15 protein-coding genes are annotated in these 19,319 nt (G+C 70.4%); 11 read left to right on the top strand and 4 right to left on the bottom strand.

Annotation, left to right across the window (positions count from 1 at the left end; translation table 11 throughout):
• Positions 1 to 41 precede the first annotated feature (41 nt).
• The 10 genes from ABD999_RS16250 (at position 42) to ABD999_RS16205 (ending at position 12,777) form a co-directional block, all read left to right on the top strand.
• The gene (locus tag ABD999_RS16250) at positions 42 to 1,055 is read left to right on the top strand and encodes an NADPH:quinone oxidoreductase family protein (RefSeq protein WP_271274987.1); all 1,014 of its coding nucleotides are present in this window, start codon (positions 42 to 44) and stop codon (positions 1,053 to 1,055) included.
• Between the two features lie 308 nt (positions 1,056 to 1,363).
• Positions 1,364 to 2,320 carry a hypothetical protein gene (locus tag ABD999_RS16245; RefSeq protein ID WP_345482773.1) on the top strand — a complete coding sequence of 319 codons (957 nt, stop codon included), beginning with the start codon at positions 1,364 to 1,366 and terminating at the stop codon, positions 2,318 to 2,320.
• Positions 2,321 to 2,413: 93 nt separating this feature from the next.
• The gene (locus ABD999_RS16240; RefSeq protein ID WP_271274989.1) at positions 2,414 to 4,183 is read left to right on the top strand and encodes a S1 family peptidase; all 1,770 of its coding nucleotides are present in this window, start codon (positions 2,414 to 2,416) and stop codon (positions 4,181 to 4,183) included.
• Between the two features lie 165 nt (positions 4,184 to 4,348).
• Entirely contained in the window at positions 4,349 to 4,960 is a 612-nt protein-coding gene (locus tag ABD999_RS16235) for a hypothetical protein (protein WP_271274990.1), read from the top strand.
• 252 nt (positions 4,961 to 5,212) lie between these two features.
• Entirely contained in the window at positions 5,213 to 5,953 is a 741-nt protein-coding gene (locus ABD999_RS16230; RefSeq protein WP_271274991.1) for an NUDIX hydrolase, read from the top strand.
• A gap of 14 nt (positions 5,954 to 5,967) precedes the next feature.
• Positions 5,968 to 7,128: a 5'-methylthioadenosine/S-adenosylhomocysteine nucleosidase family protein gene (locus ABD999_RS16225; RefSeq protein WP_271274992.1), complete on the top strand. Its 1,161-nt coding sequence runs from the start codon at positions 5,968 to 5,970 to the stop codon at positions 7,126 to 7,128.
• Entirely contained in the window at positions 7,125 to 9,128 is a 2,004-nt protein-coding gene (locus tag ABD999_RS16220) for a hypothetical protein (RefSeq protein ID WP_271274993.1), read from the top strand. Before ABD999_RS16225 ends, ABD999_RS16220 begins: the two co-directional genes overlap by 4 nt.
• Before the next feature lie 115 nt (positions 9,129 to 9,243).
• Positions 9,244 to 10,533, top strand: a complete 1,290-nt coding sequence (locus ABD999_RS16215; RefSeq protein WP_271274994.1) for an acyltransferase family protein — start codon at positions 9,244 to 9,246, stop codon at positions 10,531 to 10,533.
• A 94-nt stretch (positions 10,534 to 10,627) separates the two neighbouring features.
• Entirely contained in the window at positions 10,628 to 11,215 is a 588-nt protein-coding gene (locus ABD999_RS16210) for a hypothetical protein (RefSeq protein ID WP_271274995.1), read from the top strand.
• A 122-nt stretch (positions 11,216 to 11,337) separates the two neighbouring features.
• Complete coding sequence (locus ABD999_RS16205; protein WP_271274996.1) at positions 11,338 to 12,777, top strand: flavin monoamine oxidase family protein; 1,440 nt, start codon at positions 11,338 to 11,340, stop codon at positions 12,775 to 12,777.
• A 44-nt stretch (positions 12,778 to 12,821) separates the two neighbouring features.
• On the opposite strand, the gene ABD999_RS16200 is transcribed toward ABD999_RS16205, so the two are convergent.
• The 4 genes from ABD999_RS16200 to ABD999_RS16185 all read right to left on the bottom strand — a co-directional run bounded on the left by ABD999_RS16200 (position 12,822) and on the right by ABD999_RS16185 (position 18,165).
• On the bottom strand, positions 12,822 to 13,064 hold the full coding sequence (locus ABD999_RS16200) for a hypothetical protein (protein WP_271274997.1): 243 nt from the start codon (positions 13,062 to 13,064) through the stop codon (positions 12,822 to 12,824).
• Between the two features lie 18 nt (positions 13,065 to 13,082).
• The gene (locus ABD999_RS16195) at positions 13,083 to 15,158 is read right to left on the bottom strand and encodes a lipase family protein (RefSeq protein ID WP_345482772.1); all 2,076 of its coding nucleotides are present in this window, start codon (positions 15,156 to 15,158) and stop codon (positions 13,083 to 13,085) included.
• A 146-nt stretch (positions 15,159 to 15,304) separates the two neighbouring features.
• A complete protein-coding gene (locus ABD999_RS16190) occupies positions 15,305 to 16,888 on the bottom strand; it encodes a peroxidase family protein (protein ID WP_271274999.1) in 1,584 nt (527 codons plus the stop codon).
• A 2-nt stretch (positions 16,889 to 16,890) separates the two neighbouring features.
• Positions 16,891 to 18,165 carry a cytochrome P450 gene (locus tag ABD999_RS16185; RefSeq protein ID WP_271275000.1) on the bottom strand — a complete coding sequence of 425 codons (1,275 nt, stop codon included), beginning with the start codon at positions 18,163 to 18,165 and terminating at the stop codon, positions 16,891 to 16,893.
• A gap of 208 nt (positions 18,166 to 18,373) precedes the next feature.
• On the opposite strand from ABD999_RS16185, the gene ABD999_RS16180 reads away from it, so the two are divergent.
• Positions 18,374 to 19,312, top strand: coding sequence for an acyl-CoA desaturase (locus tag ABD999_RS16180; RefSeq protein WP_271275001.1), 939 nt, complete (start codon positions 18,374 to 18,376; stop codon positions 19,310 to 19,312).
• Positions 19,313 to 19,319: the final 7 nt, after the last annotated feature.

Below are 19,319 nucleotides of genomic sequence, written 5' to 3'. Positions count from 1 at the left end.
ACTTGACCCTGACGTAAGTGTGAGGCTCCTACCTTCGGCGCATGGAGATCAACGAGCAGCACACCGCTGAGCAGTGGGTACGAGCGCTGGTCCAGCGGTCGCACCGGGGACCGGAGGATCTGACCCTCACGGCCGATCATCGCCGCCCCACCCCAGGGCCCGGCGAGTACCTGATCCGCGTGGGCGCCGCCGGGGTCAACTTCGCTGACGTCATGCAGACCCGTGGAACTTACGGAGGAGGCCCGCAGGCGCCCTATGTGGCGGGTTTCGAGGCCGCCGGGGAGATCGTGGGTGTTGGCCCGAACGTTGAGAGGCCACTGCGGCTCGGCACCCGCGTCGTCGGAGCCGGCCCCGGCGCATTCTCGCAGTACATGACGATGCCGACTGCGGGTGTGCTGCCCGTGCCTTCCGGCTGGAGCGATGCCGAAGCCCTCGGCCTGGTGCTGAACTGGGCTACCGCCTTGGCGGCACTGAAGCCGTTGGGCGAGATCAAGACGGGTGAGGTGGTGCTCGTTCATGCCGCGGCCGGAGGCGTGGGGCAGGCCGCCGTTCGTCTCGCCCGCCACTACGGTGCACGCGTGATCGCCACGGCCTCACCAGCGAAGCACAACACCGTCGAAGCGCTCGGCGCCGACGAGATCCTCGACAGCCGGCGTCCCGATCTGGCTGAGGCGATCACCCGCCTGACCGGCGGGGTCGACCTGGTCCTGGAATCGGTGGGACAGGCCACGTTCAAAACCAGCCTGTCGGTCACCAAACCCTTCACCGGACGCGTCATCGTGTTCGGCGCCGCTTCCGGCGACGCCACCCTGACCACGCACGACCTGGTCTTCACCCACCAGGTTCAAGTCAAGGGCCTGCACATCGGTGCGCTGGCGACCGCGGTCCCGTCGATCTATCAGTCGTTGCTCGTCGAGATCGACGCTCTCATCGCCCACGGTGTGTACACGCCCGGCACCCCCCAGGTTCACCCCCTGGCTGCGGGGGCGACGGTGCTGCGGGAACTCGAAGCCGGCCGGACCCGCGGCAAACACGCCCTCGATCCGTGGCGCTAGTCGTGCCGCGTCCGGCAACCTCCGCCCTGTTCACGACCTCGCGGAGCCGTTCGTCGGCGGCATGCTTGCTCCGCCAGATGATGTACCGGCGGAACATGCCGCCCTGCTCCTTATGGCCGGCGCTGCCGATGACGGAGGGAAAGGCGCATAGGGAGAATGGTTTCAGCCTTTCCCCGTGAGTGAGGATCCCGTTGTTCGCGAGACGGCTCGATTGAGGTAGTACGCACGAAAGCGGCGGCCCGGTTCACTTCCATGCCATTAACCGGCGTAGTCCGATTAACTGCGAAAAGTCATCTCACAATGGGGCAATGACCGACCCTCGACAGCCTCATCCGGACGACCCCTGGGCCTCCCGGCCACAGCGGCCACCGATGCGACACGGGCGGCAGCCGTCCCCCGATCACGCGTTCCCCCGGTCCGACTTCGGACAGTGGGACAACACCGGTCAGACCCGGGGAACCGGCCACCGGAACCACGGCCCGCAGGAGCAGTTCGACCCTCGGGCCTGGCAGGACGGGTTCGGCATGAACCTGCCTCCGTATGACCCGCCGCCCAGGCGCAACACCGGCCTGATCGTCGCGCTTTCCGTCGGCCTGGCCGTGGTCCTGGTGGGCGGGGGCGTGGCCGGTGCGGCCTACTACGTCAACGCCTCCGGCTCCGCGCCCGCCGCCCAGCCGAGCACCGCGCCCTCGTTCCCCACGACGGCGCCCTGGCAGTCGGGCGAGCCGTCCGAGGAGCCCTCGCAGGAGCCGACCGCCGAGCCCGAACCGACAGCCGCGCCGGACGAGTCGGGGACGCGATTCGCGCACACCGAGTTCCAGGACTGGCGGTTCGAGTTCCAGGGCGTGCGTTACTCGGCCAAGAAAGTCGGCGGCTGGACGTACGACACGTGCGACCCGGTGGACGCCCGGGGTGTGCTGGCCGGGAACAAGTGTCAGCGCGCCATTCAGATCGCCTACACGGCCTACCGCGGACATGTGAAAGCGGTGCAGGTCATGATGGAGTTCCCGACGGCCTCCGTCGCCAGGGCCACGGCCAAGAAGCTGCAGAAACAGGCGGGCAATTCGGTGAACACCCGCAGGGACATGACGCATGCCGATTTCGCCTACGGGATGATCCGTACGAACCCGTCGCAGAATTACGTGGTCGCCACGGTCGTCACCGCGGACACGTCGGCCAAGGCCAAAGCAGAGAATTTCCACCTTTATCTGCACGCCTACGCGGCCAGCCGACTCCTGCTGCGCGACGTGACCGTCACCACGTGACCCTCGGCGGCACTGTCGCCAAGTCATCCACAAGTCATCCACAAGATCGATTCGTCACCATGTGCGGTTGTGCGTGGAAATCACAGCAGTAAGTTGCGAAAGATCGCCGCAGCCGCGGTGGTCGCGATGGCGGTCGCGCTGCCCGCCCTACCGGCGGTCGCCGACGACGGCGCCGACGAGCGTCCCGACGTGCCCGTCGGCACCTGGCTGGCCGCCCGCACCCAGCCGGCGGTGCAGCTGATCAGCCTCACCTACACCGGCACGGTCGCCGTGCCGTCGAGCGCGCTCAACCAGGCCGCGTTCAACCAGCTCACCGTGCAGGCCACCGACGCCGTGACGTCGGGCAAGATCTCCGCGGACGAGCGCAGCATCGCCAAGTGGATGTTCCAGCGGATCGCCGGCAACGTGGACGCCTACCTCACCGTGAGCTCGCCGGAGCGCACCGTCGAAGCCGAGGTCGGCGGCCTGTGCACCGGCTGGTGGGTGACCCCCGACGGCTACATGGTCACCGGCGCGCACTGCGTCCAGGTCGGCGACACCGAGCTCGCGCAGATGTTCGCGCAGCAGGCGCTGGCGACGTTCAACAAGGAAGACGCCCAGGGGATCGTCAGCGGCCTGCAGGGCATCGAGACGGACGAGGAGATCCTCAAGCTCGCGCAGCAGATCTTCGTCACGTTCAACAGCACCCACATGAAGATCCGCGGCCTGCAGCAGAGCCTGACGGTTCTGCAGAGCCTGCCCGGCGGCGGCGTGGACAAGACCGCCAAGGCCGTACCGGCCGAGCTGGTCTCCGTGGGCGAGAACTACCCCGGCAAGGACTTCGCGCTGCTCAAGGTCAACGGCCAGCAGAACATGCCGACCGTGCCGCTCGGCGACGACGGCGACGTGCGCACCGGCGACACGCTCTACATCAGCGGCTTCCCCGGACTGGTCACCAACACGGCGTTCTTCAGCCTGGAGTCGAGGCTGGAGCCGGCGCTGACCGAGGGCCCGTACAACGCCACGCGCGCCACGCAGACCGGCGTGCCGTACATCCAGACCCAGGCGCCCTCCTACCACGGCAACTCCGGCGGCCCCGTCTTCAGCAAGGACGGCAAGGTCATCGGCATGCTGATCGCCGGCACCGTGAGCGAGGGCGGCGAGGCCTCGGAGAGCGAGAGCTTCGTGCTGCCGGTGAGCATCGTCAAGGAGAAGCTCGGCGAGAAGAACATCAAGGCGGCCCAGGCCACCACGACCACCCGGTACAACGAGGCGCTGAACGACTACTTCCGTCACTACTACGAGGACGCGCTGCCGAAGTTCCGCGAGGTCCAGGCGCTGTTCCCGAACCACCCGTACGTGGCCAAGTACATCAGCGACACCCAGCAGGCGATCTCCGCGGGCAAGGACCAGTCGCCCCGGCCGATGCTGATGTGGGTGCTGATCGGTGCAGGTGTGCTGGTCGCCCTGGTGGTCGCGCTGATCCTGGTCAAGGTCCTGCGCGGCCGCCGGCGTCCCCCGCCGTCCTTCCCTCCACACCCGCCGGGCGGCGGCTACGCCCAGCCGTCGCCGTACCCGATGCAGCAGCTCCCCGCCGCCCCGCATCACCAGGCGCAGAGCCCGTACGGCTCAGGCCCGCAGCACAACAACGTCCCGTACGGCGCGGACCAGTACAGCGGCCACCAGGGCGGCCAGTACGGCCAGTACGGCGGCGGTCCCTACGGCGCCCACCAGCCGGGCGGTCAGCACAGCGGCCCGCACGGCGCCGGCCCGTACGGGCATCCCGCGCCCCCGCAGGGCCGGCCCCAGCCGCCCTACGAGGACCGCACCCGCGACGTCCGTTTCGGCCAGTTCGCACCCCCACCTGACGACAGACCCTCCTGACATCGGCCGGCCCGGCCCAGGCGTTCACCCGCCCTGGCCGGGCCTTCGGCTCACCGTGATACACGTGCCGGCCGGATGTGGCCTGTCAATCCTGGACGGCACCGCGGCGTTGACTCCCTTCCCGCCGGTGAAACATTGGGGTTCTCGCATCGGCAAGGAGGCCTGATGTCCACCTCGACCCCGCATTCGCACGACCCGCTCGACCAGGTCGTCGTCCAGGCGCTGACGGACGTGCACGCCCAGCACCAGGGCCTGTTCACCCAGGTCCTGGTCATGGTCGACAGCGACGTCTCGTTCGACGACGCGAACAGCTACCGGACGGCGGTCAAGGCGGCCGGCTCCGGAGGGGAGGAGCGTTACTCCCTGACCTCCGCGAGCAAGGGCGCGCACCCCCGGCCGTCCGGGATCAGCGCGGACGAGGCACGCCTGTCCAGCCGTGACAGCGAAGTCGCCGCGCTGCAGGACGCCTACGACTGGATCGAGGGACAGGGCACGCAACTCCAGAATGTCCGCACCATCCACGTCCTCGTGGTGAGCAACATCGGCCCCTGCGACGCGTGCAAGAAACGCCTGGAGTACTTCTGCGACGACGTCGTCCGGCTGTTCGACAAGCACGTCGAGGTCATGGTCGACAGCGTCTACGACACGGCCGCGGCGGGCACGACGATGAACCGGTCGGGGTTCGACTCCACGTACGGCTACTCCGGGGCGACCGCCTGCACCACCGCGTCCGGCAAAAAATTCTGGCGGCTCCGACAGGAGTTCCGCCCCAAGTAGCGAGATCGACGACACCTGACATCTCTCCGGCGAGGCCAGCTGGACATATCCCGTAAATGGCGCAGTGGAACCCCCGCCGCCGGTGTGACGGCCCTGCCTGACCGGCGCCCTTCACTGCCCGCGATCAGGGGACGTTGCGCTTCACCGAGTGCGGTCGTGGAGGCGCACCCTGGCCTGGGCCTGACCGGACGGTGCTGAAAGTGTCACCTTCCCGGACTTTTTGTCAGCTCGACAAAAAGCTAACTTGGCGCCATGACAGACGCCTCCTGGGAGCCGCCGAGCGTCCTGCTGGCCGTTGACCTGGTGATTCTGACCTTGCGCGACGCGCGCCTGTACGTCCTGCTCGTCGAACGCGGCGTCGAGCCCTTTCACGGAGCGTTCGCCCTGCCCGGAGGTTTTCTCAGCCATCAAGGCGAGGGCATCGAGGCGGCGGCGCGCCGGGAGCTCGCGGAGGAGGCCGGTCTGACCGACGTGCATCTGGAGACGATCGGCGTGTACGGCGAGCCGGGTCGCGACCCTCGCGGCCGGGTGATCTCCGTCGCGTACCTGGCGATCGCGCCCTCACTGCCGGAGCCCATCGCCGGCACGGACGCGGCCGACGCTCGCTGGACACCCGTCGAGGATGTCATCTCCGGCTCCGCACGCGTACCACTGGCATTCGACCATCAGCGGATCCTCACAGACGGCGTCGAGCGGGCGCGGGCCAAGCTCGAGCACACGACGCTCGCGACGGCATTCTGTGGGGAGCACTTCACCATCACCGAGCTTCAGCAGGTGTACGAGGCGGTGTGGGGTGTCCGGCTTGATCCTCGGAACTTCTACCGCAAGGTGCAGAGCGCGCAGGGCTTCATCGTCCCGGCGGGCCCCAAACGCCGGACGGAGAACGGCAGGCCCGCCCGGCTGTTCAAGGCAGGACCGGTCCAGTTTCTGTATCCCCCGATGGTCCGTACGAATCAGGCTTTGAGCAGTCAGGCGGCTGCGATCGCCCCCTAAGGAGGCGTGCGTTCATGGACGAGCGTCCCATCGTGATCCTCACAGCGCTGGGTCTCGAATACCAGGCCGTCCGGAAGCACCTGGACGACCTGCGCATCCACCGCCACCGTGCCGGCACTCTGTTCGAGGTCGGCCGACTGAGAGACGGCGGACGTCCTGCGGTGCTGGGGCTGGCGGGCAAGGGGAACCATCCCTCCGCCGTGCTCACCGAACGGGCGATCACCGAGTTCGACCCCTGCGCCCTGCTGTTCGTCGGCGTGGCCGGCGCTCTCTGGCCGGCCGTCGGTCTGGGCGACGTGGTGGTGGCGACCCATGTATACGCCTACCACGGCGGTACGAGCGAAGACGACGGTTTCAAGGCACGTCCGCGCACATGGGAGATCTCGCACGAAGCGGCGCAGGTGGCGCACCACGTGGATCGCCGTGGCGCCTGGGCACGGAACCTTCCCGATGCCGCAACTGTGCCGAAGGTCCGCTTCGGGCCGATCGCGGCGGGCGAGGTTGTCGCGGACTCCGCGATATCCGCGCATGCCCGGTGGGTTCGCCAGACCTACAACGACGCGCTGGCGATCGAGATGGAGGCGGCGGGCGTGGCCCAAGCCGCTCATCTGAACAAGTCCCTGCCGATGGTCGTGATACGGGGGGTGAGCGACCGGGCCGACGGCACGAAGGTGACCTCCGACGGCGCGAACTGGCAGCCGCGGGCGGTGGCGAACGCCGCCGCCTTCGCCGCGGCCCTCGCCGCCGAGCTGGCTCAGGACTCCTGCCCGGACCGGCGGGCCCGTACGGCGAGGAAGGCGGAAGGCGAATCGATGACCAGGGACGTGCGGAACATCGCATCCGGCAACGCGCAAGTCGGCGTGCAGGCCGGGATCATCCACGGCAACGTCTCCATCCGGCAGACGCCCGGCCCCGCCGCCGACCTGCCTGCGCTCCTCGCAGAGCTCCGCGACGCGCTGGCACGGGCGCGCACAGCGGGAAAGATCGACGAAGAAACGTTCGCGGCGGCTGAGGAAGAACTGGACGTCGTCTCGGAATCCCTGCCTGCGGACACCGAGCAGACCAAGAATCGCGCCCTGATAGCGCTGAAGAGACTGCGCGGGCTGCTGATGGACGTAGCCGAACTGGCGTCCAAGGTGACGGCCGTCATCACCGGAATCCGAGGCCTCTCATGACCGATCCAGGGCCCGGCACGACCAACCTCGCGGATCGTTCTGCCATGGTGGCCGTCCAGGGGGAGGCATTTCACGGCGACATCACGGTGTACATGATCCCCCCGGGCGCGTCTCCCGAGCAGGCGTTCACGGTAGGGCTCAACTGCCTGCGGGGCGGCATGGTGGGGAAGGCGAGAGAGCACATCACCCAAGCTGTCGTGGACGGTCACGTGACGAGCCGTTCCTGCTTCTACCTGCTGCTCGCCCTGCTGAGCGGCCGGACTCTGCAACAGGTGCCGGACCACGAGCTCTCCTGCCTGGCCATGGCGCAGGGGAAGATCGCCGGGCACGCCGAGGACGAGTGGACCCGGGCTGTCAGGGTGATCAACCGCCTTCTTGAGTCCCTCCGAGCAGGCGACGTCGACGCCTCCGGCGTCGAGGAGCGGCTCAGAGAGCTGAGCGACGACCGGCGGGACGAGATCCTCCGCCATCTCGAACTGTTCCTGCACGGCCCCGTTCAGAACGCTTCGTGGGCGCGCGCCTTCGCGCAGGCGAACCGGGACCGGTGCGATTCGGCACGCCTCGACCGAGTCTGGAAGTTCTTCCAGCCCAAGCCGTTCGAGCCGCGGGCCCGGCCCGCCAGGAGTCCCGACACACCGATCAGCGGCTGGATCCTGTCAGCGACCACCACAGCACTGTCGCTGACGGCCATCGGTCACGTCAGCCTCCAGGCCTGGCTGTACTCCTGGTCATCGACGGTCCTCGCGACCCTGCTCCTGGCCGCCGGCGCGTACGGGTGCGTACCCGCCGGCGTGGAGTGGCGTTATCGCAGCGAACGCCTGCGGGCCATGGATCGTGAACTGCGGACCGCCCGGCAGCGCTCCGCCGAAGGCCTGCCCCGCGGCTTCAGCAGCAGGATCGACAGGCAGTTCATCGACTACTTCGCCAGGTATGTCCCCCGCACCATCGAGAGGGAGGCATGGCTGGCTTTGACGGACGGCATTCGCCAGGTCCTTCGGGACGAGGTGATCGAGCTTTACCGGGAGAGCAAGATCGACGCAAAACGCGTCTCATGGCTCATCCGATATCTCGTGAGCGACGTGAAGGACCGCTGGCAGCGGGGACTCCTGCACCAGGACCGCGATCTGCTGCGGGTTCCTGCAGCGACCAAGGCGCGCTTCGCCCTCGGCGCCCTGGTCTCCGGCGCGGGCCTGGTCTCGCTGCTCTGGTCCGGGTTCACCATCTCGCCCTTCAGCGTCGTCGGCGCCGCGCTCCTCGCCGCGGTGGTGGGCGTCGTCGCAGTCCGCGGCTGGCTGCGCATCGTCCTGGAGTACAAGTGGTACGCCGCCGACCGGATCAGGGAAAAGCGGCAGCTGAACGAACGCCAGGCTGCCTTCGACCGGTGGACGCGCAAGCTCAAGGACAAGCCCGACGACCGGGAGATGGCGTCCTGGCTGGACTGCGACCGCAAGGCCTTGACGGAGGAGGCGATGCGGCACTACAAACTCCAACCGGACGATGTCATCGCCCACGCCTTCATCGAGGCCCCCGCGACTTCGTACAAACGAGCGCGGGTCCGCAACGGGCCCTGGCGTTACTCCCGCTACAAGCTCCTGGTCTTCCTGCTCACCGCCGACGGTGTCCGCCAGATGAGCGTCGACCTCGACTTCCAGAAGGTCACCTTCCACAACCGGAGACGGATCAACTACCGGTACGACGCCGTTGCGGCCGTTCAGGTCATCGATGCCGACGACGGTCGCCGCACGTTCGAGCTGACGCTGGTGAACGGCCACCCGATCGAGGTCGAGGTGACCGGTCCTCCGCCGAATCCCGAGTCGGAACCGGAGGAGGACCCGCGCACCGTCTCTCAGGTGACGCTCGACACCGCAGGACTCGGCAACACCCTGCACGTCCTCGAAGGCGTCGCCGCCGAAGGCAAGGAGTGGATCAAGCACGAACGCGAGCGTGAGCGAGACCGCTTGACGGATCTCGCGAACGCCGCTCGCGGCTTCTATCGATAGCCCCGATCGCCGTCCGTCCGGCCACTCGCCCCGCTCCTGCGCACAGGCGCCCGCGCGATCTCCCGCACCCCGGCGCCGGTGTGACGGCCCTGCCTGCCCGGGTAAGCAGATGCCTATGGGACGGCTGCGGCAGCTGGCCGGGAACACCCCGGCGCATCGGGATCGAGTGGTCGACCTGCTGCGCGCCGTCGCGATCATCGCCGTGGTGACAGGTCACTGGCTGGCCGTGTACGTGACGTACGACGGCGGCCTGCGGGGCGGCAGCGTGCTGGACGTCGTTCCGTGGACGCGCTGGCTGACCTGGCTGTTCCAGGTGATGCCGGTCTTCTTCCTGGTCGGCGGGGTCGCCGGCGCGGCCTCCCTCACCTCCCACCGGAAGCGCGGCGGCACCGCCGTGAGCTGGATCCTTGGCCGTACGGACCGGCTCGTCCGGCCCACCACCGCGTTCCTCGGCGTGCTCGCGGTCTGCGCCCTGGCCGCGCGGGCGCTGGGGGTCGATGCGGAGCTGGTCGGCACCGGGGTCTGGCTGGCGGCGATCCCGCTCTGGTTTCTCGTGGCCTACCTGGCCGTCGTGGTCCTCACCCCGCTGATGCACGCCCTGCACCGCAGGTACGGGCTCGCCGTGCCGATCCTGCTGACCGTGCTCGTCGGTGTGGGTGACGTGGCGCGGATGACCTCGGTCCTCGGCTTCGTGGCGTACGCCAACTTCCTGCTCGCCTGGCTGGCCGTCTACCAGCTCGGATTCTCCTGGCAGGACGGGCGCCTGCCGTCCGGGTGGCGCGTCGGGCTGCCGCTCGCCCTGGCCGGGTTCACCGCCCTGGTGGTGATGACGTTGGCCGGGCCGTATCCGATCAGCATGGTGGGGATTCCGGGAGAGGAGATCCAGAACACCTCCCCGCCCACCCTGGCGCTGCTGGCGCTAGCCGCCACGCAGGCGGGCCTGGCCCTGTGGCTGCGCGATCCGGCCAACCTGTGGCTGCGCCGCCCGCGTCCCTGGACGGCGGTCGTGGCGGTCAACTCCGTGATCATGACGGTGTTCCTGTGGCACATGACGGCCGCGGTGATCGGCGTGGTGGCGCTGTATCCGACAGAGGTGCTGCCGGACCCGCCGGCCGGCTCCTCGTCCTGGTTCGTCCTGCGGGTGCCCTGGCTCCTCGCGCTGTCCCTGATCCTGGCCGGCCTGGTGGCGGTGTTCGGGCCGATCGAGCGGCGCGCCGGTCCACGGCCCGATCCGCACAGCTCGCCGATCGTGCCGGCCGTCGCCGGGATGGCGGGCGTGCTGGCCGGTCTGCTCGTCGCCGCGGTGGCGGGCCCCGGCGACCACGGCCCCACCGGCCTGTCGACCCCGGGCCTCGTCGCCTACTTCGCCGGGGCGGCCATCCTCCGCCATGCCCGCCGAACCTAAAGCGCAGGTCAAGGCAGGTGCAGCGCTTAACTCAGCCTTAAGCGGCCACATGCACTCTTGGGGTAACACCTGCACATCGGGGAGGAAACCTCTTATGACCACCGAGCCGGAAACCGCGGGGAACCAGCCGTCCAAGCGCCGCTTCCCGCGTACCCTGCTGCTCGCCGCCACCGCCGCGCTCGTCGTCGCCACCGGCGCCGGCGTCGCCACCGCGGCGGCCACACCCCCGTCGGGCACCCCCGCCCCCGCCCCCACGGCCACCGAGTCCCCGTCGACCGGCCCGTCCGACAGGCCTTCCAAGAAGGAGGACCGCCGGCACTGGGGCGGCCCCAAGATCAACCTCCACGGCGAGTTCGTGGTGCGGGAAGGCGAGGGCGAGTACGTCACCGTCGCCACCCAGCGCGGCGAGGTCACGGCCGTCGACCAGGACTCGCTCACCGTCAAGAGCGAGGACGGCTACTCCAGGGAGTACGCGGTCGACGCCGACACCCGGATCAACCGCGACGCCACCATCGACACGGTGAAGACCGGGCAGAAGGTCTCCGTCCTGGCGAAGGTGGACGGCGACACGGCCACCGCCGTCGCGATCCGCGCCAAGTCCGAGGGCGAAGGGAAGGGGAAGGACCGGCGCCACATGGACGGGCCGCACGAGCACCGTCACGGCAAGCCGGAGTCTTCCTGACCACTGCCGACTGTCGAGCCGGGCGCCCGGCTTGACAGAGGCATTGACCTCAGGTAGTCACTTCCTTACCTTGTGTAGTCGTCAGGGAAGGGCGTGGCACCCTGGAAGCGAACCCGCCGGGCGTGCCCCGCCCGCGTCACGATCTCCGTGTCCCGGCCGAGCTGGTCGCGACGGCCGGGCGCGGGCTGGGCGCCGGTGGCCGGCCGCGCAAGCGCGTGCTGGTCATCGGCGCCGGGATGGCCGGGCTGGTCGCCGCCTACGAGCTGATGCGCCAGGGCCACGAGCCCGTGGTCCTGGAGGCCCAGCAGCGGGTCGGCGGGCGGGTGCTGACCCTGCGCGACTTCGCCCCCGGCCTGTACGCGGAAGCGGGGGCGATGCGCATACCACGCGTGCACGATCTCACGCTCGCCTACTGCGAACGGTTCGGGCTGCCCCTGCGCCCCTTCGTCATGAACAACCCCCGGACGCTCGCGTACATCCAGGGTGTCCGGACGACCATCGGCGAGCTGGGGCGCAACCCGCAGCTCGTCGACTTCGGCCTGGCCGAGCACGAGCGCGGCCGCACCTACGAGGATCTGTGGCGCACCGCCACCCAGGAGATCCACGACCTTTACGCGCTGGAGGGCGAGAAGGCGCTCGACCGCATCTGCGCCGAGTACGACCGCTACTCCATCCGCGGCTTCCTGCGCGAGCGTGGGTTCTCCGAGGGGGCGATCGAGCTCTACGGCGTGATGAGCTTCCGCGAGTCCAACCTCAACGCGGCCGTCATCGAGCAGTTCCGCGAGATCGTCGGGCGGGCGTTCGAGGACATGCAGGAGATCGTGGGCGGCGCCGACCGGCTGCCCGTCGCGTTCTACCGCGAGCTGAGGCGCCACATCCGGTTCGGCCACGAGGTGACGGCCATCGAGCAGGACGACCACTCGGTGACCCTGCACGTCCGTACGGGCTCGGGCCGCACGTCGATCACCGGCGACCACGCCATCTGCGCCATCCCGTTCTCCGTGCTGCGCGACGTCGAGACCAGGCCCGCCTTCTCCCGCCGCAAGCAGCGCGCCATCCGCGAGCTCAACTACAACGCCTCCACCAAGATCCTGCTGCAGGTGCGGCGGGCGTTCTGGGAGCGGACCGACGGCATCGTCGGCGGCACCACGGTCACCGACCTGCCGATCCGGCGCATCTGCTACCCCTCGCATCCCGCCGACGGCGACGAGCGGGCGATCCTGCTGGCGGCCTACACCTGGGGGCAGGACGCGCTGCGCTGGGGCGCCATGCCCGCCCAGAAACGCATCGAGCAGGCGCTCGAAGACGTCGCCAAGATCCACCCGGAGATCTACGACCACTTCGAGTTCGGCGTCTCGCACGCCTGGTACAACGACCCGTACGCGGCCGGAGCGTTCGCCCTCTTCGAGCCCCACCAGCAGACGGCCCTGCACGACGCGATCATCGCCCCCGAGGGCCGCGTCCACTTCGCCGGCGAACACTGCTCGCTCTGGCACGCCTGGATCGAAGGCGCACTCGAATCAGGACTCAGCGCCGCCCGCGCCGTCCACGAAGCGAACTGACCCACCCCGAGCGAGTCCGTCCGGTACGAGGCAGCCATGCCGCGTCAAGGGCGGGACCGGGCGGCGTAGCGCTGCAGGCGGGTCGCGGCCTCGTCGAGGTCGGCGACGGCTGCGACGCAGGCGGCGACATGGGCGTTCACCGAGGCTCGCAGCCACGGCGGCGCGACGCTGGCCGCCTCCAGCCGCGCCCCGATCTCGCGCAGGCGCTCGGCGCAGGCGGCGAGCGCGCGGGCGTCCGAGCGCAACACCTCGGCGTGGGCGGCGAGCCCCGCGTGTTCGACCGGCATTTCTCCTCCATCGGCGGATCACCAGCAGGACGGCGACACTTCTCCGGCGGCAGGCGGGCGGTCACGGGGGTGCAGGGGGACGGCGGCGTCTCTGAGGGTTTGGCGGGCGGGCGAGGACAGGGACAGCAGAGGGCTGGCGCCGTCGAGCCCGAGGGCGCGCACCCGCTCGGCCAGGGGATGCGCCGAGCCAGGCTCGGCCGTCAGCCGCAGCAAGGGCAGGGGGTGGAGGCGTCCAGGGCCGCGGACCCGTACGCATGAGCGCAGCGTGCCGGCACCGGTCCCGGCCGTGTAGCCGACCAGGTCGCGGTCGCCGACGGGCAGGAAGGGGCCGAGCCTCCCGGAGAGGGTGAAGGCGTCGCCGACGATGACCCGCGCCCGCCCCGCGGCGAGCCGCACATCGACGGGCTCCAGATGCGTCTCACCACCCCACAGCCGCGGCGCGACGGCACGGACGGCCTCGGTGTCGACGGCCGACCCGACGAGCAGGCTGCCCGAACGCCGCCGCCCCGCGCTCCGCAGCAGGTCGGGCCAGAGCGAGGGCGACCGCCACGGGCCGGGCACGACGACGCCGAGGTGCGCCTCCCGGTAGCCGCCGAAGCTGGTGTCCCGGTTCCAGGCCGCGTGCACGGCGACCAGTGCGCGGCCCGCGACGAGAAGGGGCCCGAACCCGGTCCCCTCCAGCACCCCGGCCACCGCCTCCCGGTCGGCGGCGAACAGCGCGGTGAGCGCGCTGCCGCGACGGCACCTGATCGGCAGCTCGACCGCCCCGTCCAGCGAGTAGGTCGGCACGGTCAGGAACGGGAAACCCGCCGGATCGGGCGCGCGGTCGAACAGCTGGTACGCCTGGGACCGCACGACCCGCCCCCGGTAGGGCGCGAGCCGGTCGTCGATGTGGTCGCGGGCCTCGGGCAGGTCGCGGGCGAGGTTGTCGATGTAGTGCTCCAGCCGGTGGCAGAGCGGGAACAGGTGGGTGGAGTCGTAGTAGTCGACCACGTACCAGCCGGGGTTCAGGTCGAAGCAGTTGCCCGCGCCCTGCCCGTCGAGGGTGGGGATGATGTCGTGCTGGTTGGTGACGCTGGCCACCCAGGTGCGCGGGTCGGCGGGCCGCTTGAAGTCGACGGGCGATCCGACGGCGATGACGTGGGTGACGGTGAACCTGGCGCAGAAGCCGGAGTCCTGCGCGAGGTTCATGATCGCCGCACCGCCCGCGCTGTGCCCGACGAGCGCCACCTCGGCGCCCTCGGGCAGCCCGTAGTCGGCGACGGCCCTGGCCAGCGCGCGGCTGTAGGGGCTGCTGTCGAGCACGGCGCTGCTGAACGCGCCGAGCAGGTCCTGGGGCGAGTCGCCGTCGAGCAGCCCCGCCATGCCCGGCACCTGGACGACGTGCCGGACCACCCCGTCAGGGCCCTGGACGCTCTGGACGAGGATCCGCCCGGTGGGGCCGATGACGCTGATGTTGCCCAGGAACCCGAGCAGTGATCCCCGGTCGCCGAGCCGGGCGGACTCGGCGTCGCTCAGGTCGGTCCGGCGGGCGGCGCCCTCCCCGGTGTCGAGGACGGCGATGGCACGGTTGCTGATGCCGGTGATCGGGTCGGCGGTGGCGCGGCCCCGGCCGGTCGCGATGAGCCAGGCGGTGGCGTCGTTCAGCGGGTTCTCGTCCAGGAGCGCCCGCAGCGCGAGGACCTCACCGAAGACGGGGGCGAGCCTGCTGAGCCCGCGCACCGCGCCGCGGTCCTTCAGCAGGGCGCGCAGGGCGCGGACGGCTTCCAGGTCACGGTCGGCCGCGGCCGCGTCGACGAGCCGGGCGATCATCGGGTCTTCGGCCAGCTCGGGGTGGTCGACCGCGACGGCGGCGATGCGCAGCCGCAGCGACGTGGCCAGCACGCGTACGACCAGGCTCTCGGCCCCGGCCATGGCGCCCGCCTTGGCGGCCAGGGTGACCAGCGGCCCGCCGGTGAGCGCGTACCCGAGACCGCGGCGGCCGGTGGTGGCCCGCAGCAGCGCACGGCAGGCGGACCGGCCCTCGGCGGGGGCGCGCGGCAGGCCACGCAGCAGCTCGCCGTCGGTGAGCGCGGCCGTCGCGTGACCCGCCACCTCCCGAAGGGTGACCGCGACGTCAACCACCTCCCGGGCAGCGGCACGCAGCAACGCGGCGGCCGAATCAGACGAACCGACCGGGGACGCCTCGGAGGGACTGGACGGGACAGACGGGGACGGGTCGGGTGGGATGGGTGGGCAGGTCATCTGAAGGCCTGCCGGGTCATGCTGACGAAGCGGGGGGTCGGGTCTTCGGGGGTGTTGCGGCGTACCACGTCGGCGAGGGTGCGGGTGGCCGTGATGATCCGCACGCCGGTCGGGGAGAAGGTGGCGGCGTTGAACACGCGCGGCGCCAGCAGCGGGTTGGTGAGCGCCTGGGAGAAGGCGTCGATGGCGATGATCTTGGTGAGCAGCGGCGGCAGGATCGCGTCCGGGGACCCGGGTTCCTCCGCGAAGAGTCCCACGTACAGGTCGAGGTCGTCGACGCCGCGGTAGAGGTCGCGCAGCGCGCCGGAGACCCGCGCGTCGCCGGAGACGTGCTCGAACCGGCGCACCCGGGGGAAGCGGCAGTGTCGCCGGTAGTCGTTGTACGAGGCCAGCCCGAGCACGCGCGAGTCGGCGATGCTCGCCGCGTCGACCTCCCGCAGCAGCGGGTCGGTGTTGAACAGCCCGATGCGGCCGGCCCGCTGGCGTGAGGCGTCCTCGAAGAGCCGGCCGAGCCCGGGGCCGGGGATCAGCGTGCCGCCGATCATGGTCTGCGCCAGGGGCAGGTCGTGCCCGCCCACGGACAGGTGGGACGGGATGAGGCTGTGCCAGCGGTAGACGAGGTTGAACTCCACCGAGGCCCAGTTCTCCCGGTGCCAGGGGGCGTGCGCCAGCAGCGCCGACAGCTTCGGGTCCAGGGTGAACCGGAAGTGGTAGGGGGTGATGTGGTTGATGTACTCCTCGACCACGAGTTTGATCAGCAGCACGATGAGGATGTTGCGGGCCGTCTGGAACAACCGCTCGTCGTCCCAGCGCGGATGGTTCTTGGCGAGCAGCCGGGCCACCCGGTTGTGCTCGCGCAGGAACAACACCGTGAGCATGGTGAAGCCGAGCTGGATGTTGCCCCGGTCGCTGCCGGTGGCGAAGAGCGTGTCGCGCTGCTCGTCGCTGAGCTCGTCGAAGCGGATGACGCGCAGCGGGGCGAACTCGGGCTTGATCTTGCCGTTCTCGCACAGGAAGGGCGGGAACTCCCCGCCGTCGAGCAACTGGCTCTTCAGCAGCCCGCCGTCGAAGGTGCGCAGCGCGGCGGTCGCCCGCTCGTCGAGGCCGTAGACCTGGTTGAGGTCGATGTGGTGGTTGGAGCTGTTCTTGCGCGGGTCACGCGGGATGTTCACGTCGCCGCGCAGGAAGCCGTCGGTGAACCATTGGGCGAAGTACGCGAACAGCACCGTGGAGCGCGGGCAGTGGATCATGGACTCGCCGCGGGTGAACAGCTCGGCGGCCCGCTCGGGCGTGGGCCTCCTGTCGTCGGCCACGGTGATCGGGGGCAGGTGGCGCCCGCTGTAGGTGCGGTCGGTCAGCGAGGCCCAGGAGGTGTAGCCGGCCATGGTGCTCAGCGGCTCCGGCCGCGGTGGCATCTCGCGGATCGCCTGGTCGATCAGGGTCGCGTTGACCCTGCGCCGCACCGGATCGACCCGCTGCAGGAGGTCCCAGAACGGCCGGCCGCTGGTCAGGGCCAGGAACCTGAGCCGGTTGACGAGCCCGTCGGAGGCGACGCCGCGCGCTGTCGTGCTGCCCGCCATCGTCAGCCCTCCCCCCGCTCGGTGCCGAGCCCGACGACGAAGCGGTCGGGGAAGATGCCGAGGGCGCGCTCGACAGCGCCTTCCGGCGGGGGCAGCAGGCGGACGCCGGGACGCAGCAGCAGACGCCGTACGGTCTCGCTCACGACGACCCTGGCCGGATGGACGCCCAGGCAGGCGTGGTGGCCGTGGCCGAAGAACAGGTGGTGGTGCGCCGGGCGGTCGAGGCGGAACTCGCCCGGCTCCGGCACCACGTCGGCGTCGAACATGGCCGAGGCGGGCGCCGCGAGCACGAACGTGCCCGCCGGGATCGGCGTGGCGCGCGGCGTGCCCGCCGCCAGCACGTGATCGCGCTCGCACAGCCTCGGCAGCAGCTTGAAGAACGGGTTGAACCGCAGCGCCTCCCAGACGTAACGGTCGAACCGCTCGGGGTCCCCCGCCGCCTCGACGGCCTCCGCCAGCACCTCCGGACGCATCAGCAGCTGCTCGACCGCCTCCGTCATGGCTCCGGGCGCGCTCTCCACGAAGCCCAGCGGCAGCCCGGCCATGTTGATCAGGATGCGGTCGTCGGGCACCTGCGAGGAGCGGACGAGCCGGGCGAAGATGTCGTCGGGCGGATCGGGCGCCGCCCGGTATTCGGCGAGCCGCTCGCGCAGGTAGGCGATCATCTCCGTGCCGGCTCGTACGGACGCGGCCTGGATCTCCGGATCGCCGTGGAAGTTGGCGAAGCCGTCGGTGACGACGGCGCGCGTCCACCGCGACAGGGTCTGCGGGTCGGGGCCGGGGAAGCCGAAGTAGTGGGCGCACACCCCCAGGGCGACGGGCCTGAACAGCCCGCCGACCGTCTCGACGCGCCCGCCGGGCGAGGCGGCGTCGAGCAGCTCGTCGGCGAGGTTCCCGGCGAGCTCGCGCACCCCGGCCACGTCGCCCGGGTCGAGCATGACCTGCATCAGGCCCTTCTCCCGCCAGTTCATCGCGGTGGCGTCCCTGCCGAGCATGAACGGCCCGCCCAGGGCGGCGTCGAGCCGCGGGCCGAAGGCCCGGACCGAGAAGATCTCCTCGCGGGAGAGCACCTCGGTGACGTCGGCGTGGCGGGTCACGACCGTGAAGGCGGGCGTGACGAGGATGGGACGCCGCTCGCGCAGCTCGGCGAACAGGCCGCGCCAGTCGCTCCGGATCCACTCTCTGACCAGCCCGAACGCGGACATCGGAGCGCTGGCTAGCGCCTCGTCGTACCTCTCCAGATAGCCGCCCGTGGTCGTCTGGCCGACAGCACCCATTCCGTGGACCTTTCCGCATGGTTCCGGAGCGATCATCAATGATCACGTTGTGCAACCACAATCTAGGGAGACCCTCTGCGTTTCTTCATGGCTACGGAGCGCATTGTTCTGCCTCCTTATAGCAATCGAGTCGTCACTGTCAGGTCATAGCCGCACTCCAGGACCCCCGCCGTTGAATGGGGAGCCGGGGTCACCACAGGGAGGAAGCTTGACGTCAGCCATTCCACGCCGGAGCGCGGCGGAGACGGTGGCGGTCACCACGGGCCGCCGCACCGCCTATCTGGTCGTCCTGGTCGTGCTGCCCGTGCTGCTCCTCGGGCTCGCGGTGCCGGCCGCCTGGGGCTGGGGCATCGGCCCGCGCGACCTGGTCATCGCCGCCGTGATGTACGCGGTGAGCATCTTCGGCATCGCCGTCGGCTACCACCGGCTGTTCACCCACCGCGCCTTCCGCTGCAACCGGGCGCTCAGGGTCGCGCTCATGCTGGCGGGCGGCATGGCCGTCGAAGGGCCGGTCACGCTGTGGGCGGCCGAGCACCGCAGGCACCACAAGTACGCCGACCGCGAGGGCGACCCGCACTCCCCGTGGCGCTACGGCGAGAGCGGCCTGGGCCTGCTGCGCGGCATGCTGCACGCGCACGTCGGCTGGTTCTACACCGCCCGGCGCCGCTCCAGCACCCGCCACTGGGTGCCCGACCTGCTGTCCGACCCGGACGTGCGGCGCTTCGACGCCGCCTACCCGGCCGTCGTGGCCCTCTCGTTCGCGCTGCCCGCCGCCGCCGGAGGGCTGTGGTCGATGTCGTGGGCGGGCGCCTGGACCGCCTTCTTCTGGGGCGGGCTCGTCCGTTACGCGGTCGTCCACCACGTCACCTGGTCGGTCAACTCGGTCGCCCACACCTTCGGCGACCGCCCGTTCCGCACCCGCGACCGGTCGTCCAACGTGTGGTGGGTGGCGCTGCTGACGTTCGGCGAAGGCTGGCACAACTGGCACCACGCGGAGCCCGCCTGCGCCCGCCACGGCGTGCTCAAGGGCCAGCTCGACCCGAGCGCGCGGCTGATCCGCTGGTTCGAGCGGGCGGGCTGGGCGCACGGCGTGCGCTGGCCCGACCCCGCCCGCCTCTCCGCCCACCGCACCGACCGCCTGCCCTGAGCCGCGG

It is taken from the genome of Nonomuraea ferruginea, from assembly GCF_039540635.1.
Lineage (GTDB): Bacteria > Actinomycetota > Actinomycetes > Streptosporangiales > Streptosporangiaceae > Nonomuraea > Nonomuraea ferruginea.
The sequence above is the reverse complement of the archived record's forward strand: the minus strand, read 5'-3'. Positions and strand labels throughout refer to the sequence as shown.

Excerpts from the sequence above, each read along its gene's own strand:
- ABD999_RS16250 (WP_271274987.1), top strand. The coding sequence starts at position 42 with ATGGAGATCAACGAGCAGCACACCGCTGAGCAGTGGGTACGAGCGCTG.
- ABD999_RS16245 (WP_345482773.1), top strand. The coding sequence starts at position 1,364 with ATGACCGACCCTCGACAGCCTCATCCGGACGACCCCTGGGCCTCCCGG.
- ABD999_RS16235 (WP_271274990.1), top strand. The coding sequence starts at position 4,349 with ATGTCCACCTCGACCCCGCATTCGCACGACCCGCTCGACCAGGTCGTC.
- ABD999_RS16230 (WP_271274991.1), top strand. The coding sequence starts at position 5,213 with ATGACAGACGCCTCCTGGGAGCCGCCGAGCGTCCTGCTGGCCGTTGAC.
- ABD999_RS16225 (WP_271274992.1), top strand. The coding sequence starts at position 5,968 with ATGGACGAGCGTCCCATCGTGATCCTCACAGCGCTGGGTCTCGAATAC.
- ABD999_RS16220 (WP_271274993.1), top strand. The coding sequence starts at position 7,125 with ATGACCGATCCAGGGCCCGGCACGACCAACCTCGCGGATCGTTCTGCC.
- ABD999_RS16215 (WP_271274994.1), top strand. The coding sequence starts at position 9,244 with ATGGGACGGCTGCGGCAGCTGGCCGGGAACACCCCGGCGCATCGGGAT.
- ABD999_RS16210 (WP_271274995.1), top strand. The coding sequence starts at position 10,628 with ATGACCACCGAGCCGGAAACCGCGGGGAACCAGCCGTCCAAGCGCCGC.
- ABD999_RS16200 (WP_271274997.1), bottom strand. The coding sequence starts at position 13,064 with ATGCCGGTCGAACACGCGGGGCTCGCCGCCCACGCCGAGGTGTTGCGC.
- ABD999_RS16190 (WP_271274999.1), bottom strand. The coding sequence starts at position 16,888 with ATGGCGGGCAGCACGACAGCGCGCGGCGTCGCCTCCGACGGGCTCGTC.
- ABD999_RS16185 (WP_271275000.1), bottom strand. The coding sequence starts at position 18,165 with ATGGGTGCTGTCGGCCAGACGACCACGGGCGGCTATCTGGAGAGGTAC.